We start from the raw sequence: 18,107 nt of genomic DNA on the forward strand, positions 1-18,107 counted from the left end.
ATGAAATACACCTCACTCATCTGTTTTCTGTTTCTGAACGCGCCAGTTTGGGCGCAGCCCGCCCTGCCCGACGACTTGCGGGCGCTGATTGGGCAGGCCAATACCCATTTTCCCCGGCTCAAAGAGCAGCAGGCCCTGATTCAGGCTGGTGAGCTGCGCACCGATATTGCCCGTACGGCCTTACAGCCGGTCGTTTCGGCCAACGCGTCGTACCAGTACATCAACCCCGTGCCCAAGGCAAACCTGCCGGTGAATGGCCGCGATGTGTCGGTGCAATTTCAGCCCAATCATAACGGCAATGCGTCGCTCAACGTGGCTGTACCGATCTATGACTGGGGGCGCACCCGTGCCAACGTGGCCCGCGCGCAGGACGATGTGCAACTGGCCAAAGACAACCTCGAACTTACCCGCTTCAATCTGGCGTATCAGGTGGCCGGGGCTTACTACGGTATCGGGTTTCTGCAACGTAGCCTGGCCGTGCAGGACTCAGTCATCAAAACGGCAACGGGCAATATTCAGGTGATTGCAAACCGGCTCCGCAACGGGGATGCGCTCGAGTTCGACGTGCTGACACAGCAGGTGCGGCTCGAAACGGCCAAAAACCGCAAAATTGATATTCAGAACCAGCTCGACCGGCAACGCGCCCTGCTTACTTACCTGACCGGTGTGCCCACGGCGGCCCAGACAATTGGCGAAGCCGCCCGCCGTTTCGACGGGTTTGGGGCACTGCCCGCAACCGACCAGACCGATGCTCTCGCGCAAACCGCGCAGGGAGCCAACCGGGAACTGGTGCTGGTGCTGGATCGGGTACGGCAGGCCGAGGCCGACATTCGGTCGACACAGTTGGCTGCCCGACCCAGCCTTTCGTTTTCGGGGGCTGCGGGCTACCGCAATGGGTATTTGCCTGAGATCAACCGGCTACGGTTCAACGAGGTGGCCGGGGTAAACCTGTCGGTGCCGCTCTATGCGGGCAAGCGGTACAAACTACAGGAGCAGGCTGCGCAGGTGAACCTGACGGCCAGCCGGTATGCCGTTGAAACGGCCAACGCCCAACTGCGGCAGAATATTGAGCAAACTCTGGCCGATATGCGGGCCAACGCGGCTCGTTTGCAGAACCTGAGCACCGCCGTCGCCCAGGCCGACAAGGCCCTCGCGCTGGCTCAGACCCGCCTGCGTAATGGGGTGATTACGCCGGTTGAGTTGCAGGCCGCCGAAACGGGCGTTGAAGAGGCTCGCCTGGCCCAATTGTCGTTTCAGTATCAATTATTGCTGAATCAGTTAGAATTAAAACGACTGTTGGGCGAGAATTTATAAGCTTTGTGCGAAGCAAGTAGGTGACTGAATGGCCCAAAAAACCGTTGCCGGAGGCTTCTGAACCACTCATCCCCGCCTGGCAACCGGTGGTCATTCGTTTCATAAAAATTCCTAATTCAAAACAACAAATGAGCTTGTCTGGCAGTTACTTAACCAGATAACACCACGACAAATTACAAACCCCGACAACAGGTATGAAAGAGAAGATTATCGATATATTAAACGGTTTCGGGGTGGAGCGAACAGCCATCACGGACGACGTTCACTTCACGCGTGACCTCGGACTCGACAGTCTCGACACGGTTGATCTGATCATGCAACTCGAACAAGAGTTTGGCATCCGAATTCCCGACGAAGATTATTCGAAACTCACCACCCTGAGTGGGGTTATCAACTACCTCGAAGCCGAACAACAGGTCGAACAGCCCGTTTAAATCCGGTCTTGAGACTATACGACAACGGCCCGGTTCCTGCACAGGAACCGGGCCGTTGTTTATAAGTAGCTTACCCCTTACCGTCTCATATTGACCAGGGCATTGCCGCGCAGTACGGGTACTACGTCGTACAGGTCGTGTTGCAGGCAGTAGGCAATGTCTTTCTGAATACCCAGACGTTGCAGCCGCCGGATGTGCGACGAGTTGGCGAGGTACTGAATGAGGTTGTCCTGCCCCTGACAGTACAGCCGCCAGGCCATAATGGTGCTGTCTTCTGCCATCATGTACGTGTCTTTGAGCCGCTCCACCAAAGCCCCGGCAAAGAGGGTATCTTCCAGATTGAACCGGCCTTTCCAGCCCGCGCAAAGCACCAGTACGTCGTACGGTTGCGATTTGAGGTAGCGCACAATGGCATCCAGATTCAGAAATGACCCCACCAGCACTTTCACCGCCGACCGCGACTTGGTAATGGCCAGCGTGCCGTTGGTGGTGGTCATGGCTACCTGCGCCCCCCGAATGTGGTCGTCCATGTAGCTAAACGGCGAATTGTCGAGGTCGAAGCCTTCTACTTTCTGGGCGTTGCGCTCGGCTGCGGCCAGAAACCCCCGGCTTTGCAGGTCGCGGCACTCATCCACCGTTGCTACGGGGATAATACTCTCAACACCGTACGCAAAGGCCGTAACCATGCACGAAGTGGCCCGGAACACATCGGCTACCACCACAATCGTGTTGTCGATCTTGTGCAGGTGGAGTAGTTCGGGGGTAATACAAACGTCAATGTTTTTCATAGGGGAGAAGGAAAACCGGAGAAGGGAAAAAGGTGTGAAGAGTACATAACCCTCCTCCTTGTTCCCTTCTTCCCATTCCCTTTATTTCTTAATAAATGGCAGTTTAACAACCTGAGCTTTCAGCAGGCGGTCGCGTACCTGCACAAAGAGTTCGGTGCCGGGTTTGGCGAGTTCGGCGGGTACGTAGCCCATGCCAATGCCCTTGCCGAGCGTGGGCGACTGTGTGCCCGAAGTAACCTCACCCACCACCGTGCCGTCGGCCGTACAGAGGGGGTAGTGCGCCCGCGGAATGCCCCGGTCGAGCAACTCGAATCCCACCAGTTTGCGGGTTACGCCCTGCTCTTTCTGGGCTTTGAGCACGTCGGCGTCGATAAAATCATGCGAGAATTTAGTGACCCAGCCGAGGCCCGCTTCGATAGGCGAGGTCTCGTCGCTGATGTCGTTGCCGTACAGGCAGTAACCCATTTCGAGCCGCAGGGTGTCGCGGGCTCCCAGCCCGATGGGCTTGATACCGTGGGGGGCACCGGCTTCCATAATGGCATTCCAGACGGCCTCGGCCTGATGGTTGGAGACATAAATCTCGAAGCCACCCGCGCCCGTGTAGCCCGTAGCCGATACAATCACGTTGGCCTGACCGGCAAAGTCGGTTTTCTCAAACGTGTAGTACGACATGGCGTCGAGCCTGGCATTGGTGAGCGGCTGTAGCGCCTGAGCCGCCAACGGGCCCTGCACCGCAAACAGACACATACCATCTGAAACATTCACCAGCTCCACGTTCAGGTCGCCCACGTGGCTGTTGATCCAGGCCCAGTCTTTGTCGATGTTCGAGGCATTGACCACGAGCATGAACTCCACAGGGCTGATTTGGTACACGAGCAGGTCGTCGACGATGCCGCCTTTGCCGTTGGGCAGGTAGCTGTACTGCACTTTTCCGTCGAAGAGCAGGGTGGGGTCGTTGGCCGATACGCGGCTGATGAGCGCGCAGGCATCGTCGCCTTTGACAATAAACTCACCCATGTGCGAGACATCGAAAATACCCACGCCGTTGCGGACGGTGTGGTGTTCATCGAGGTCAGACGTGTAACGAACGGGCATGTCGAAGCCCGCGAACGGGATTATCTTGGCTCCAAGCTGTTGATGAAGGGGATGGAGCGGTATTTGTTTGACGGTCATAGTGCCGCAAAAGTACGGAAATTAGGGGTTTGATAGCACGATTGAACAGGAACGCGGATGACACAGATCAGGCCGATGCGCGCGAATGGCTTTTCTGATTCCTAATCCGCGAAAATCCGTTCAATCCGCGTCATCTGCGTGCCAATCCGTTTTGAATTAAATGGCACGCGGATGACACAGATCAGGCAGATGGACGGAGATTGGTCTTTTAGTTATTAATCCGCGAAAATCTGTTCAATCCGCGTCATCCGCGTGCTAACCCCTATTACGTATTACCGCAAAGCAAAGTTGATCGGCAGACTGTACTTCACCCGTACCGGCATACCCCGCTGAATACCCGGTTTCCAGTTACCATTCATCGCCTTCACCACCCGTAGGGCTTCGGCGTCGACAGCCGGGTGAACGCCTTTGACTACTTCAAAATCGCATAATGTGCCATCCGTGCAGACCACGAAGCTCACAAATACCTGGCCCTGGGCACCGGCCCGCTGGGCATCGGCAGGGTAGCGGAGCGTAGAGGCTAAAAACTGCGAAAGCCCCGGCATACCGCCCTTAAATTCGGGCTGCTGATTGGCTACTGTGTACCGCAGGGTGTCGGGTTGGTTGGCAAAGGCAGCCTTGCCGAGTGTCAGCTTGCCTTTGTCGTAGTCTTCAACATAGCTAAACGAGCCATCGGCAAACTGACCTGTCCAACGGCCAACTTTCATACCCTTTTCAAAGGTGCCGCGCTCGATAAACTGCGTGCGCCGACTAGTGTCAGCATAGGAAGTGGCCGATTCGGAGAGGGCCACGGTGCCGGTACCTTCGCTGACAAGTTGGGTGCCGGTGCTGTCCCAATAAGCAAGCATCTGCTCCGATTCAGGGGCGATGCTTATCATACCTCGTTCTCTAGGACGCGTCCGGATCTGCTGCAACTGCCCATCGGGATACCAGGCCTTCTGGACAAAACGCGCCCCGTCGAAGGCATCCTGTCGGAGTACGGCCCCGTTGGGCATCCGGTCGGTTTGGCGCACCAGGTTCCGGTCCAGATCGTGGAAGGATCTCTCGAATGCCTGTCCATCGTTGGTGATCTCGTACAGATACCCAAACGGGCGCTCGTTCACATCGCGGTGGCCCACCCGAAACGCCAAGTTCGAGGCCGGAGCGTTTTTGACGGGTTCGCGGTAGTACGTCATTTCGGCTTCTTTTTTCCACCGGCTGCCCGAACGGACGTAAAACACGAGGTTACCCGTAGGTAGGCCCAGCGTGTCGGTCGGAACCTCCGAACGGATCGTGGCTGTATCCGACGGGGCAATGGAGCGAAACTTGCGATCGTAGTACTGAATAACAACCCCGTTTTCGTACTGCAACGGCGTTGATGCCCGGAAGAATACGGGTTGGGTGATAATTTGCCGCACGGGCTTGCCGTCTTTCAGAGCAGGTTGCCAGGCGTTGAAAAGCCGGAATGCGCGCAGGGCTTCCCGGTCGCAGTCGGGGCGTAGGGGTTTGATCACCGTAACCTCGGCAATGCGCCCATCAGGCTCTACGACGCCTTGCACCACCACCATGCCTTTCACGTTGGCTACCTGTGCCATAAACGGCTTGCGCACGTTAGCTGCCATGAACTCGTTGAGCATAGAGGCTCCGCCTTTGGGCACGGCCGGGCGTTCGACTTCAAAATCACGGTAGGCCGTTTGTTGGGCCTGAGCGGAGATACCCGCCAGCAGACAGAAACAAAGCAACAGGACACGGTTCATAATAGCGTATTGGTTTGGATAATTTAGGAGACAAATAAATGAAAAAGTAGTGATACAAAAGCCTAATCGGCTACAAAGTGAATCGGGAGTGTAGAAGCGGCTTTAACCGGTAGGCCGTTTTGATAAGCCGTTAGCCAGAACGGCACTCGCTGCCGGTTCATGAGCCTGACTACCCGCAGGGCTTCGCGGTCGGCGGCCGGGTGGAGGCTTTTCGCTACCCGAATGTCGGTGGCCCGGCCGTAGGTGTTCACCTGAAAGCTGACCAGTACGTACCCCTGCACACCTCCCAGTTGCTCGCGGGTCAGGGGCCGAAGCTCGTGCGCCAGAAACCCGTTAAGTCGGCCGAACCCCCCCATGGGCATGGGCGGATGGTCAGTTGGGTGGAACGTAAGGGTGTCGGGATAACCCGCAGTCCAGAAACGTTCGTGCTGAAGCACACCCTTGTCGTAATACTGCCTGTTCCAGCAGGAGCCATCGGCATAGGCCGTTTGCCAGTAGCCCTGCATACGGCCATTTTCGTACTCACCTTCTTCAATAAGCTCAACCTGCTGCCGGTAACGAATCCCCGAATTGACCTTAAGTTGTCGGCTGAATTTTCCCCGGCCTTCCATAATCTGCTGATGGCCAGTGCTATCCCACAAAGCCAGCAGTTGCGACGGTTGCTCCGCTTGTGAAGGCAGTATAGCCGTCTTTGAGGCATAAACAATCCGGACATTGCCGACGAGCCCCGCGTGCGACCACATCTGTTTGATTTGCCCACTCGGATACCATTCCGTAACGATATAATATCCATTCAGTTGTTCGGTGCTTTTGACCACCATTCCCCGCTCGTCGCGGTCGAGCCGGAGGCCTACCGTTCCGTCGGGGCCCTGCACGTACTCGGCCAGAATACGTCCGTCTTTGCTCAACTGATACACCGGCCCAAACCCCGATTGGTTGGGCATCCGATGAATGAGCAGCGTACCACCCCGAAACGGTTCCGTGGATAAGGCAATGGTGGTTTCCGTCTTCCATTGGCCCTCTTTTCGTTTGAAAAGCTGTAGGTCGCCGGTGGGCAGCCCCAACGTGTCGGTGGGGATTTGGGAGCGGTAGAGGGCCTCCGGGTCGGTGGGGGCTACCCGGTTCAGGTTGGTATCAAAATGCCAGGTAGCCAGACCGTTTTGGTAATCAACGGGCTCGTTTGGGTGGAAATATACGGGGGCCGTGACGCGTTGCCGTACGGGTTGGCCCTTTTTAAGGGCGGGTTTCCAGGCGTTGAAGAGCGAAAAAGCCCGCACGGCCTCGCGGTCGCAGTCGGGCCGTAGGGATTTGAGCACCGTGACTTCGGTGATGCGTCCATTGGGCTCGACAACACCCTGCACCACTACCAGGCCTTTGACATTGGCGACCTGCGCCAGAAACGGCTTGCGCACGTTGGTACTCATAAACTTGTCGAGCCAAGTTTGCCCTCCGCCCGGCTCGGCAGGCTGGTCGACTTCATAATCGGCATAAGCGGTCGACTGAGCGGATACCGTCAGCCGAATGAGGCAAAAACAAAGGGTAAGAATAAGACGTGAGGTCACGGGTGGCTTATAATCGTTTCTTTAAAAGTAAACAATTTCTTATTTCTCTGTAGATCATATGCTTACTTTTTAGGGAAGAAAACAGGTAGTATAAACCGGCTCGCGACCGGTCGGCCCTGCTGTTGAGCAGCTTGCCAGTCGCCGTTGGTACGTTGCACCACGCGCAGAGCTTCGGCGTCGGCGGCAGGGTGAAGCCCTTTTACGAGCGCAACGTCGCTGATTTTTCCGTCAATCAGTACGGTAAACCCGACCAGTGCGTAGCCCTCTACCGAACTTCCCACCAAAGCGGTCGGGTATTGCATCCGATCAGCCAGTACCTGACTCAGGCGGTCTAGTCCGCCCATGAATTGAGGTGACTTGTCGGTCTCGGTGTACCGGAGTGTATCAGGGCTACCGGTTAGCACAACCATCCAGCTTTGCAACACCCCGGCCTTATATACCTCGCCTATCCAGTACGAGCTATCGGCCAGGATACCGGTAGTGAGACCCTCCCTGAACCCGCGCTCGTAGCGGTTTTCATTGGTTTGATCGACCAACTGCCCGTATTGCCTGAGGGACTTCCAACTCTTCGGGTACCGGAAGCGGATGGCGCCGTTGCCTTCACTCACAAGCTGTTGTCCGGTACTGTCCCAGTACGCCAGCATTTGCTCGGGTACGGGTTTGTCGGTCCGGTGTGGAGGTATCCAAACTGATTTGATCTGGCCGTTAGGGTACCAGTCTGTGTAGACAAAATACGAATGTACAGGGTCGGTCCGCCGGGTAACCATACCGTTGGCGTCGCGGTCGAGCCGGAGCCCGATTCGGCCGTCGGGAGCCTGTAGGTAATCACTCACCAGCCTGCGCTGTGCGTCGTGGATAAATACCGGCCCAAAACCGGCAAAATTGGGCATTCGGTAGATGAGCAACGTTTGGCCTGTATTGTAAGCCTCGGGGAAAAATTCCAGATCGGCCTCTTTGCGCCACCGTTTGCCGTGCCGTTTCCAGAGGTGCAGCGGGCCGGTTGGGTAGCCCAGCGTATCGGTGAATGATTCGGCACGGTAGAAGGCGGTCGTATCAAATGGCTCAACCAATACCATGTTTCGGTCGTAATAGCGTAGGACCCTGCCATTTGCATATTGTAGGGGGCCGGTCGGTACAAACCGGACCGGGTAGGTGACGCGTTGCCGTACGGGTTGGCCGTTTTTAAGGGCGGGTTTCCAGGCGTTGAAGAGCGAAAAAGCCCGCACGGCCTCGTGGTCGCAGTCGGGCCGTAGGGATTTGAGCACCGTGACTTCGGCGATTCGTCCATTGGGCTCGACAATACCCTGCACCACTACCAGGCCGTTGATGTTGGCGACCTGTGCCAGAAACGGCTTGCGCACGTTGGTACTCATAAACTTGTCGAGTAGTGCCTGACCTCCGCGCGCTTCGGCGGGCTGGTCGACTTCGTAGTTCTCGTAAGTGGTCGACTGGGCCGAAGCGGTGTGGTAAAGCAGACCCAGAATAAAGACAAGCAGGCGATTCATGGTAGACAATGGCCGGAAACAATTCGACCAAATCTACTACAAACCACCGACGATGCGAACCTACAGCGGGGTGGTGTTATGCAACGTAATCCGGTCGACCCGCGCGTCGACAAGCTGCTCCAGTTCGTCGGGCGTTGCGCCATCGGCTACAATTTTGACCCCCAGCGTGGTAGGTGTCCGTTGCCGAAACGCCAGGGCCTGTTCTATCGAAAAAGACGTGGGTAGGGTGCCCGTTGCGTTTTTAACAAAATCGGCTCCGGCATCGGCGGCTGTCTTCAGCATCCGGCCCAGTTCCTCGTCGGTCAGCAGGCCCGACTCCAGAATCACCGTGAGGGGTTTCTCGGCGGCATGGGCTACGGCTACCAGTTTCACCAGCTCAATTTTGAGCCATACCGACGTCGGCGAAAACAAAGCCGAGGTATTCAGCACAACCTCCACCTCCGATGCGCCATCGCGCAGGGCCAGCTCCAGTTCGAGCTGTTTGGCTTCGGTGCGGGCGTATCCGTAGGGGTAGCCGATCACGGCCGAGAGGCTCGCCGGGTGGGAGTCACCCATTTCCCGACGCCATTTTTTTACCCAGAACGGAGCCACCGTCAGGCCCGCCAGGCCCAGCTGAGTAACCTCGTCGAGGGCTTCGTATTGCTCGTTGATGCGGATGTCGGGCCGAAGCAGGGCCCGTTCGATGTAGGGGAACAAATGATTCAAGGCGGAGCGGGGTCGGTGATCGAAGACGCAATTTTACAACCGGGATGCTCTACTTTTGTTGTATGAATCTGTTAATTGAAACGTTGGGCTGGATTGCTTCGGTCCTGATTGTAGGCTCTTATGCACTAAACCTGCGGGGCACCCTGGCCGCCAGCGACCCGCGCTATATCTGGAGTAATATTGTCGGCGGGCTGTTTTTTGTGGTCAATACCGTACATCACGGGGCCTACCCGTCGGCGCTGGTCAACGTGGTTTGGGTTATCATTGCGTTTGCGGCCCTGCTTCGGAAAAAGTAAAAATACCGACCGCGTAGATGGGTGTGCATCAAGATTCAGACCCGTTCTGGCTTTTGCCTGCTGAACGCCCTTATCACCCGACGCCATGACCCCTCCCGACCTGCGCCTTTGGCAGCACGAACTTGAGCAAGAGCTTAAAGCCATTTTGTCGTACTGGCAACGCTACGCGCCCGACCCTGTCAACGGTGGTTTTTACGGAACCGTGGGCTACGACAATCAGCCCCGGCCCAATGCCGAGAAGGGGGTGGTGCTCAATAGCCGGATTCTGTGGACGTTTTCGGCGGCAGCCCGGCATACCGGTCATTATGAGCAGTATTTGCCTACCGCCAAACGGGCCTTCGACTATCTGGACGCCCATTTCCGCGACCGGCAGTATGGGGGTGTGTATTGGATGGTCGACGCCAAGGGGCAGGTCGGCTCTTCGCCCGGCACCGACGACAGCAAACAACTCTATGGGCAGGCTTTTGCCGTGTACGGCCTGAGCGAATATTACCGGGTTACCAAACATGAGCCTGCGCTGGCGTTTGCTCAGGAGGTGTACCGCGCTATGGTCAAACACGCATTTGATACGGACCCGGCGCGCAAAGGGGGGTATTTTGAGGGGTTTGCCCGCGACTGGGGGCCGGCCCGGCAGTACGCTATTTCCCGCAAAGACAATGGTGAGTCAAAAACCATGAATACGCATCTGCATATTCTGGAGGCTTACGTGAGTTTGCTGCGTGTGTGGCCCGATGCGGGCCTGAAAACAGAGGTGCGAGGGCTGCTAAACAATTTTCTGGGGCAGATTATTAACCCGCGCACCCACCGGATGATTCTGTTTCAGGGTGATAATTGGGAAACCCGCCGACCGGGCATCAGCTATGGGCATGATATTGAAGCATCGTGGCTCCTACTCGAAGCGGCCGAGGTGCTGCACGAGGCCGATTTGCTGACACGAGTGCGTAAAGAATCGGTCTTGATGGCGCGGGCGGCTTTGTCGGGCGTTGACCCCGACGGAGGTATGAATTACGAATACGAAGGACCCGACGAAGACAAGCCGACGCAGAGCCGTGAGTTGAAGGCAGCCCACTGGAACCGCGAACGTTCGTGGTGGGTAATGGCCGAGGCTATGGTCGGGTTTATGAATGCTTTCCAACTGACCAAGGAGCCGCGTTTTCTGGAGCAATCGGCCGCGAGTTGGGCTTATACCAAAAAGCATCTGCTCGACCTCAAAAATGGAGAGTGGTTTATGGGGGTCGATCCGGCGGGTCAGGTGCGGGGTAGCACCAAAATCAGCCCCTGGAAATGCCCTTACCACAACGGCCGGGCGTGTATCGAAATGAGCGAGCGCATTGGAAAACTGATTGACAAATAGCCGATAAGCTCAATATCGGAGCTTATCTTGCTGGGAAAGGCATCACGGTTGACTAAAACAACGAGGCCCGGCGGAATCTCCGCCGGGCCTCGTTGTTGGTCAAATTAATGGATATTGTAAAATGCGTGATGAGCCAACTAATAGCCAGCATACAGTTCATTGTGCATTATACACTACCCTTTTTCTGTCTTAGATACCACGCTTCATGGCTTTGTACAGAGCCTCCATCACGTTGGTTCGGATATTCATCGAGCTGATTTTGTTATTTTCCCGCGTGGGGTACACCCGGTTCGACAGAAACACGTAGGTCAGGTTATACGCCGGATCGACCCACGTGAAGGTGCCCGTAAAACCTGAGTGCCCAAAGCTCGATGCACTGGCCGAACGGGGTGCATTGGCGTTGTATTTGTAGGCTGGCTTTTCAAAACCGAGACCCCGCCGGTTGCCCAGTTCCGGGAACTGATAGCGGGTAAACTCCGTCAGTACGGCCGGGCTCAGGTACTGACGACCTCCGTAAGACCCCCGTTGTCGGTACATCTCCATCAGTTTCATCAGGTCGTTGGCCGATCCAAACAGGCCCGCATGGCCCGACAACCCGTCGAGCATAGCGGCTCCTTCGTCGTGTACACGGCCCCAAATGAGCGTTTTGCGGAACAGCGAGTCGTACTCGGTTGGTACAATGCGGTTGAGCGGATACGACAGCCGGGGCTTGTACGTGAGCGTGGTGGCACCGAGTGGCCGGTAAAATGTCTTCTTCAGAAATTCTTCAAAGTCCTCGCCCGCCAGTCGCTTCACAATCTGGGGGTAGAGGTAAAACGAAAGGTCGCTGTACACGTACTCCGATTCGCCGGCCGCTTTCTTCTCATTCAGCGGAGAATCTTTGATTTCCTCAAAAATCCGGTCGGGGTAGCTGCGGTGCAGAAACAGGCTGTCTGTTACTTCAATCGGGTACCGGCGCGAACGGACGTTACTAAACGTTTTCGGCTTGAAAGAACCGTCTTCGTTTTTGGTTTCGCGCCAGAACGGAATCCAGGCCCGTAGGCGTGCCTGATGCGTCAGCACATCGCGCCAAACCAGATTCGCCTTGTTCGACCGCTTATAACCGGGCAGGTACGCGCTCATGGTGGCATCCACATCGAACAGACCGAGGTCTACGAGCCGCATCAGGGCGGGCGTTGAGGTGCTGATTTTAGTTACCGAAGCCATATCGTACAGATCGTCGAGCCGAACCGGGCGGGGTGTTATGGCCACGGCGGGCTGACCCAAAGGCTCGGCGAAAACCGTTTGCCCGTAGGCTTTGCGGTAGATCACTTTGCCATCTTTGGCCATCTGTACGACGCAACCGGGGTAGGCCTTTGCCTGCAAACCGGCGTTCACCACTGAATCGACCTGCTGGGCCAGGTAAGCCGACGAGATACCCACTTCTTCAGGAATCGTGTATTTCAACCGGCCGAGGCTGAACGTGGTGATCCCGGCCCCCAGTTTGTACTGGCTGTTGACCGTAACGGGTAGCCGACCCGAAGCGCCAATGGCTCCAAAAATCAACTGAGCCGAGAGTTCTTCGGTCATGGGGGTAAGCTGGTAAGGCATCACCAACGCCCGCGCCCGATCAATGCCGGGCAGCTTGTCAATGGCGTAGGCATTGCCAAAAACGGTAATCACGGCTTTGTCGGTCGCGGCCAGTTGCTGCACAAGGGCGGCCGTTTTGGCTTGCATACCGTACCGTGCGCCCGGCCGGATGTTGCTCAGGTGCACATCCACCAGCAGGAGGTTGTAGTTGGCCAGTTGCGCCTGAATCCGGGCAAGGGTCGTGTCGGCCATAGCCGACGTCAGGTTGAAATGATCGATCTGCGTGTAGTTGCCCGCCATTTGCTGGAAAGCCGTTGGCGTGGGTGCTTCGAGAGCCACGGTCGCAATTCGCAGTGAGTCGAGGTTACGCAGGGGTAGCAGGTTACCGTCGTTTTTGAGCACCGTCAGCGACGCTTCGATCAGCTTGCGGTTGATCAGCTCCGACTGGGGTTGGTTGAGGTCGGCCACCAGATTGTCGAGCACGGTAGGCTTGTAAGCATCCAGACCCACCCAGGCTTTAGCCAGAAGCACCTTCATACAGCGGGCATTGATGCTGGCCTGCGTAATGCGCCCTTCGGTAATAGCTTGCTTGATTTCGGCAATGGCACGGGGTACATCTTCGGTAAATTCGAGCACATCCATGCCGGCTTCTACGGCCATCCGGTCCGAAACGCCCGCCGGATAAAACTTGGTCAGGCCCTTCATGTTCATGGCGTCGGAGAATGTTAGTCCCTGAAAGCCAAGCTCATCGCGCAGGAGGTTAGTCAGAATTTTTGACGAAAGAGTGGCGGGGAAATTCCGGGCCGAGTCGAGGGCTGGAATACTCAGGTGTGACACCATCACGCCCGCTGCGCCGGCATTGATTAATTCCCGAAATGGGTACAGCTCCAGGCTGTCGAGTTGCGCCCGCGACTTGGCAATCACGGGGAGGTCGTAATGCGAGTCGACGCCCGTATCGCCGTGGCCGGGGAAGTGTTTGATGCTGGTCATCAGGCGGTTGTCCTGCATGCCGCGCATGTATGCCAGCCCCTTGCGGGTCACGGCGTATTTATCTTCCCCAAACGCCCGGAAGTTGATTACGGGGTTGTTGGGGTTATTATTCACGTCGACAACGGGGGCAAAGTTGATGTGGATACCCAGCCGTTTACACTGCCGGGCCATATCGGCGCCCATCTGGTAAATCAGGTCGTCTTGCCCAGCCATGCCGCCGAGGGTCATCTGGTACGGAAACCGCACGGTGCTGTCGAGTCGCATGCCCAGGCCCCACTCTCCGTCGATGGCAATGAGCAACGGCACTGCCGACAGGGCCTGTAGCCGGTTGACGAGTTTGGCGTGCCGAACAGGCCCACCCTGAAACATCACAACCCCACCCAGTCGGTGCACCCGAACAAGGGTAGCGAGTGAGTCTTCGTACGCCCCATTGCGGTTAGAGTATCCGGCTACCATAATGAGCTGGGCAATGCGCTCATCGGGCGTAAGCATGTTAAACACCGAGTCGGCCCACTGCTTGGCACGGGGCGTCGGAACGAGGAAAGAGGGTGGGGGAGCCGGGGTCTGCGCCCAGCTGGAAACCGTAATAAAAAGTAGAGACAGAGCGAGAGCCGCCCGCCGAACCGTTGCGAAGGCAGATGGAAGTACCATAGATACGCAAAAGTACGGAAAAAGGGCAATAAGGAGGAAAGAGAAAAAGGTGATAGAAAGGGAAAAGGGAGGAAGGGAAACCGCAAGCAGTCTTCCTTCCTCCCTTCTCCTTTCCTCCTTTTTTTTCTTCTCCTTTTATCGTTTTATCACCTTCAGCGCCTGAACCGGTTGGTGGCCGTCGAGGACGCGGAGAATGTACAGACCTGCCGGAACGTTACCCAGCGATACCCGGAGTTTACCCGGTTGCGCCTGTTGAACCGGTACATCGGTGCTGATACCCGCTAATGAGGTGAGCTGCGTACGCACGTTGGCCAGGGGCAGGCTTGCCGGATAGGCAACCGTCACCTCGGCTTCGGCCGGGTTGGGGTAGGCCTGCCAGATGATCTCCTCCGCTGAGGGTACGGCAGCCACACGGGCATTGGGGGCTGTTGGTATGCTGAAGATGCCGTTTTGCAATACAATCTCTACCGACTGTCCGTTGCCTGAGTCGCCAACCTGCCGGACCGACAATCGGTAACGGCCGGGCACAACCCCGCCTACTCCCGGCGCTACCGGTGAGTAATTGCGGAAATGGTTGTAGCCGTTGTATTGGGTACTGCTGGTTGCACTGCCCCAGTTGCTGTCGGAAAATGATCCGTCGATGCGTTCCAGCCGCATTTGTACCGCTACGGTAGCCAGCGATAACAACTGAAAACCATGCGTCGGCATATCGTACTTATAACCAATTGACTGGATGAGGCCAGTGGGGGCCGTCGGGGTCGGAGCGGTAGGTTGGGCCTCTGTAACGGGTTGTGTTGGCTGCGGTGCAGGCTGGGCAGGCGCGGGAGTAGAGCTTGTAACGCTACCGGCCCAGGCTTCAAACAGGCCATTGCCCAGCGTAATTTCGATTGACTGACCGTTGCCGGTATCGCCCGCCAACCGGGCCGACAGCCGGTAACGACCGGCTTCTACTCCGCCTACACCCGGTGCTGCCGGTGCGTAGTTGCGGAAAGCGTTGTAGCCACCAAACTCACCACTCGCGGTGACTGCGCCCCAATTCGTCTGAGCAAAGCCGCCGTCGAGCCGTTCGAGCCGAACTTCTACCGAGGCCGTCGCATTGGTCAGGAGCTGAAACCCGTGCGAAGGCATATCGTATTTGTACCCAATGCGCCGAATCTGTCCGTTTGTTGAGCCACCTGCCACGGGGGGGGGCGTCGGTGCGGGCGGGGTTACACTATTTTCGGTAGGTTGTTGCGGAATAGGCGTAGTTGTGGGCGTTGAAGTGCCGACTCCGGCCTGAAACTGCCCGTTCTGTAAGGTCACCTCTACCGACACTTCGGTACCGGCGGTACCCGCCCGGCGTGCCCAAAGGCGGTAGCGGCCCGGTTCTACACCACCTACGCCCGGCGCTGCGGGAGAGTAATTGCGGAAGTAGTTGAACGCGCCAAAGTTTGCCGTAATGGCTCCGCTTGCCCAGTTCGTTTCGCCGAAAGGTCCATCGAGCCGTTCGAGTTTGAGGTCGACGGGACCCTGCGCCATCACCAGCAGCTGAAACCCGTGCGAAGGCATATCGTATTTATACCCTAACTGGCTGACGTAATCGACCGAAGGGGTGGTCGTAACGGGGGGCGGTGTCGGGGTGGTTGGTACTGAGGGCGAGGTAGGCGTTGTCGGGGTAGGGGTTGGCTGGGTGCTGTCGGAGGTGGTGTACACCGTGGTGCGGCCATTGAGCAGGTTAATTTCTACTTGCAGACCGTTGCCCGAGTCGCCAGCTTTCCGTACTGATAACCGGTAACGGCCCGGTTCTACGCCACCTACACCCCCGGAAATAGGGCTGTAATACCGTACCTTGTTGAAGCCCGGATGCTCGCCATTGTCGCCTGCCGATGCCCAGTTGGTTTCGCCAAAATAGCCACCGTCTACGCGTTCGAGCCGAACTTCAACCGGGCCCGACGCGCTCACGAGTAAATGGAATCCGTGGCTGGGCATGTCGTAGCTGTAACCCAGACGGCTGATGCTGGCGTCGGCGGTGCCGTTGATGGTAGCGGGTTGAATGGGTGTTTGTGTACCAGTTTCGGCCGCACCGGGTACTACCCGGAATACCTCACCGGTGGCACCCGGTACTGAATATTGCGCCGACACCACGCGGGTGCGGTAATTGCCACCGGGCAGGTTGCCTGGCAGGGTAAGCGCAATGGGGTTCTGGTTACCCGCCGACGATTCGGTCACGACTCCGCCATCACTGTTGAGGAGCTGTGCTTTAAACGAGTTGCCGGGGCTATTATTAAGATACGGAACCCAGATCTGCCGACCGGGAGCCGTCGTGTTGGGCAAAACATAACCGGCTGTTGTAGCGGGTGCGTCGGCCGAGGGGCTGACGGGTTGCGAACGGCTGAAGAAATCGTTTGATAGGCTCAGGTTCCACAACGCGATGAGTTGAATCAGACCCGACCCGCCGAAGTGCACATCGTCGAACCGGTTTTCTGGTCCCACCAGAACATCGGTATTAGGCCCGGCAAATACATTCGGGACACTGTTGATGATTTGCTCCTGCGCCTGAATAATGCCTGGATTGCTGCGGCCCTGCGTGTAGCTAACCCGCGAAACCACCCACGCCATTGAGCCGGCATTGGCTTGTTGGCGGCTTTTGTCAATCACGTAGCGGATATTGTCGATGTAGGCCTGACCACTACGGTCAATATCGCCCTCGCCCTGATGCCAGAGCACCGCCCGAACACCCGTGCGGGCAATGTAGTGGTACAGCACCGAACCCAACCGGCGGTACGGAAACAGCGAACCCGACAGGCTGGCGTCACCCTCGGCCGACCGGCGCCACTCTTCGCTCGTGGTACCGGGTTGAGCGGCACCCAGAAACAGTACGGGTACCTGCAACCGGCTCACGAGCTGGTCGCCCAGTTTACCCCAGATATAGAGTGGATTCGACGGCCCTACGTTACCACCGCCGTCGGCGTGGCTAAACCGCATGGGCAGCAGTTGCTCGTTCACATCATTATCACGGAAATCAACAACCGAAACCCGGTCGTCAGAGGCTCCACCGGCCTCCTGAATACCAAAGGCGTTCGACTGCCCGGCAATTACAAACACCTCACCTACACCCACACGGTCGATGCTTGTTTCGGCGGCCAGGTTACCGTCGGCCCAGGCCCGGACTTCGAGCCGGTACCAGCCGCCCGAGCCTGTAATAGAACCCCGGAAGGCTTTGTTGGCGTTGAGCAACCCAACCGGCGACCATCCTGTGGTGGCGCCCCCGGTCAGAGCCACCAGTCGGGCTTCTACGCGGGTTGCGTTTTGTGGGGCTGTGCCCATTACTACGATATTGGCCTGGTTGGCCCCGTTACGCTGATACACAATGCGCGACTGGGGAGCGGTAAGGTTCAACTGAGCCAATACCATCCCGGGCCACCACAACAGCAGCCACAGCAAGGAAAACTTATTCATGAACTAAATGGGTACAATAAGGGGTAGAAACGGATTGTCCGGGTGGTCGTGTCCGGCAATGACGTTTGGTTAGGTAGATGATCTTCGCGTGCTGCCTGGCCAGATTGAGTGTACGGCCATTGACAGATCAGGCACAACCCAGAGGAGGGGTAAGGGCACTATTGATCACAGGAGGGCAAAAGACGGGGGCGTGTTACGCGGCCAAAAGGGGGTAAGGGGCCAGTGTAGGGTCTGGCAACAAATAAGTTTTTACCTTAAAAAGGTACTCCAGAGAGGCAATGTGAAGTTTAAAACGCATGATCAAACTGCTCAGAATCAAAATTGCATTACTAGGTTTCGTGATTCAAAAGTAACCAATAAGACCTTTGTAGAATTATATTTTGCCCTTCAGATTGTTTAAAAAACTTTTTTAATGTTTCGTCTTTTCTACAAAAATTTCCTAAAAATGAGCCTGTATAACCACCATTGGCCGTTTTGGTCTCTAAATTAAAATTTGATTTTAATTGTATATTCTCTATTCCCTTAGTCGAATACGCACGAAAAAGAGAGTTAGCTCGTTTCGCGCCTGCACAAGCGCGAAGTGGGCCATTCA

The 18,107-nt window shown here is 56.7% G+C and carries 12 protein-coding genes; 4 read left to right on the forward strand and 8 right to left on the reverse strand.

The genetic code is table 11. The features are described 5' to 3' along the window. Together F5984_RS02685 and acpP are read left to right on the forward strand one after the other, a co-directional pair. The gene (locus F5984_RS02685; protein ID WP_152122546.1) at positions 1 to 1,314 is read left to right on the forward strand and encodes a TolC family protein; all 1,314 of its coding nucleotides are present in this window, start codon (positions 1 to 3) and stop codon (positions 1,312 to 1,314) included. Positions 1,315 to 1,508: 194 nt separating this feature from the next. Then, a complete protein-coding gene (acpP, locus tag F5984_RS02690) occupies positions 1,509 to 1,748 on the forward strand; it encodes an acyl carrier protein (protein WP_019987633.1) in 240 nt (79 codons plus the stop codon). Positions 1,749 to 1,825: 77 nt separating this feature from the next. On the opposite strand, the gene F5984_RS02695 is transcribed toward acpP, so the two are convergent. The 6 genes from F5984_RS02695 to F5984_RS02720 form a co-directional block, all read right to left on the reverse strand. Beyond that, positions 1,826 to 2,536, reverse strand: coding sequence for a 2-phosphosulfolactate phosphatase (locus tag F5984_RS02695; RefSeq protein ID WP_152122548.1), 711 nt, complete (start codon positions 2,534 to 2,536; stop codon positions 1,826 to 1,828). 81 nt (positions 2,537 to 2,617) lie between these two features. Continuing rightward, the gene (gcvT, locus tag F5984_RS02700) at positions 2,618 to 3,709 is read right to left on the reverse strand and encodes a glycine cleavage system aminomethyltransferase GcvT (protein WP_152122550.1); all 1,092 of its coding nucleotides are present in this window, start codon (positions 3,707 to 3,709) and stop codon (positions 2,618 to 2,620) included. 272 nt (positions 3,710 to 3,981) lie between these two features. Further along, on the reverse strand, positions 3,982 to 5,445 hold the full coding sequence (locus F5984_RS02705) for an energy transducer TonB (RefSeq protein ID WP_152122552.1): 1,464 nt from the start codon (positions 5,443 to 5,445) through the stop codon (positions 3,982 to 3,984). A 62-nt stretch (positions 5,446 to 5,507) separates the two neighbouring features. After that, positions 5,508 to 7,007 (reverse strand): energy transducer TonB, encoded by a 1,500-nt coding sequence (locus tag F5984_RS02710; RefSeq protein ID WP_152122554.1) that lies wholly within the window; start codon positions 7,005 to 7,007, stop codon positions 5,508 to 5,510. 62 nt (positions 7,008 to 7,069) lie between these two features. Beyond that, on the reverse strand, positions 7,070 to 8,512 hold the full coding sequence (locus F5984_RS02715; protein WP_152122556.1) for an energy transducer TonB: 1,443 nt from the start codon (positions 8,510 to 8,512) through the stop codon (positions 7,070 to 7,072). Between the two features lie 60 nt (positions 8,513 to 8,572). Further along, positions 8,573 to 9,217, reverse strand: coding sequence for a deoxyribose-phosphate aldolase (locus F5984_RS02720; protein WP_152122557.1), 645 nt, complete (start codon positions 9,215 to 9,217; stop codon positions 8,573 to 8,575). Positions 9,218 to 9,279: 62 nt separating this feature from the next. Here F5984_RS02720 and F5984_RS02725 point away from each other — a divergent pair, with 62 nt between their 5' ends. Both F5984_RS02725 and F5984_RS02730 read left to right on the forward strand, forming a co-directional pair. Then, positions 9,280 to 9,513: a CBU_0592 family membrane protein gene (locus F5984_RS02725; RefSeq protein ID WP_152122560.1), complete on the forward strand. Its 234-nt coding sequence runs from the start codon at positions 9,280 to 9,282 to the stop codon at positions 9,511 to 9,513. 85 nt (positions 9,514 to 9,598) lie between these two features. Continuing rightward, on the forward strand, positions 9,599 to 10,867 hold the full coding sequence (locus tag F5984_RS02730; protein ID WP_152122561.1) for an AGE family epimerase/isomerase: 1,269 nt from the start codon (positions 9,599 to 9,601) through the stop codon (positions 10,865 to 10,867). Positions 10,868 to 11,056: 189 nt separating this feature from the next. On the opposite strand, the gene F5984_RS02735 is transcribed toward F5984_RS02730, so the two are convergent. Both F5984_RS02735 and F5984_RS02740 read right to left on the reverse strand, forming a co-directional pair. Next, positions 11,057 to 14,077, reverse strand: coding sequence for a glycoside hydrolase family 3 N-terminal domain-containing protein (locus tag F5984_RS02735; protein ID WP_246168778.1), 3,021 nt, complete (start codon positions 14,075 to 14,077; stop codon positions 11,057 to 11,059). Between the two features lie 135 nt (positions 14,078 to 14,212). After that, a complete protein-coding gene (locus F5984_RS02740; RefSeq protein ID WP_152122563.1) occupies positions 14,213 to 17,515 on the reverse strand; it encodes a sialate O-acetylesterase in 3,303 nt (1,100 codons plus the stop codon). Between the last annotated feature and the right edge of the window lie 592 nt (positions 17,516 to 18,107).

Source organism: Rudanella paleaurantiibacter (genome assembly GCF_009184635.1).
Lineage (GTDB): Bacteria > Bacteroidota > Bacteroidia > Cytophagales > Spirosomataceae > Rudanella > Rudanella paleaurantiibacter.

Coding starts and splice junctions, on each gene's coding strand:
- F5984_RS02695 (WP_152122548.1), bottom strand. CDS start 2,536: ATGAAAAACATTGACGTTTGTATTACCCCCGAACTACTCCACCTGCAC.
- acpP (WP_019987633.1), top strand. CDS start 1,509: ATGAAAGAGAAGATTATCGATATATTAAACGGTTTCGGGGTGGAGCGA.
- F5984_RS02715 (WP_152122556.1), bottom strand. CDS start 8,512: ATGAATCGCCTGCTTGTCTTTATTCTGGGTCTGCTTTACCACACCGCT.
- F5984_RS02685 (WP_152122546.1), top strand. CDS start 1: ATGAAATACACCTCACTCATCTGTTTTCTGTTTCTGAACGCGCCAGTT.
- F5984_RS02705 (WP_152122552.1), bottom strand. CDS start 5,445: ATGAACCGTGTCCTGTTGCTTTGTTTCTGTCTGCTGGCGGGTATCTCC.
- gcvT (WP_152122550.1), bottom strand. CDS start 3,709: ATGACCGTCAAACAAATACCGCTCCATCCCCTTCATCAACAGCTTGGA.
- F5984_RS02730 (WP_152122561.1), top strand. CDS start 9,599: ATGACCCCTCCCGACCTGCGCCTTTGGCAGCACGAACTTGAGCAAGAG.
- F5984_RS02740 (WP_152122563.1), bottom strand. CDS start 17,515: ATGAATAAGTTTTCCTTGCTGTGGCTGCTGTTGTGGTGGCCCGGGATG.
- F5984_RS02725 (WP_152122560.1), top strand. CDS start 9,280: ATGAATCTGTTAATTGAAACGTTGGGCTGGATTGCTTCGGTCCTGATT.
- F5984_RS02735 (WP_246168778.1), bottom strand. CDS start 14,077: ATGGTACTTCCATCTGCCTTCGCAACGGTTCGGCGGGCGGCTCTCGCT.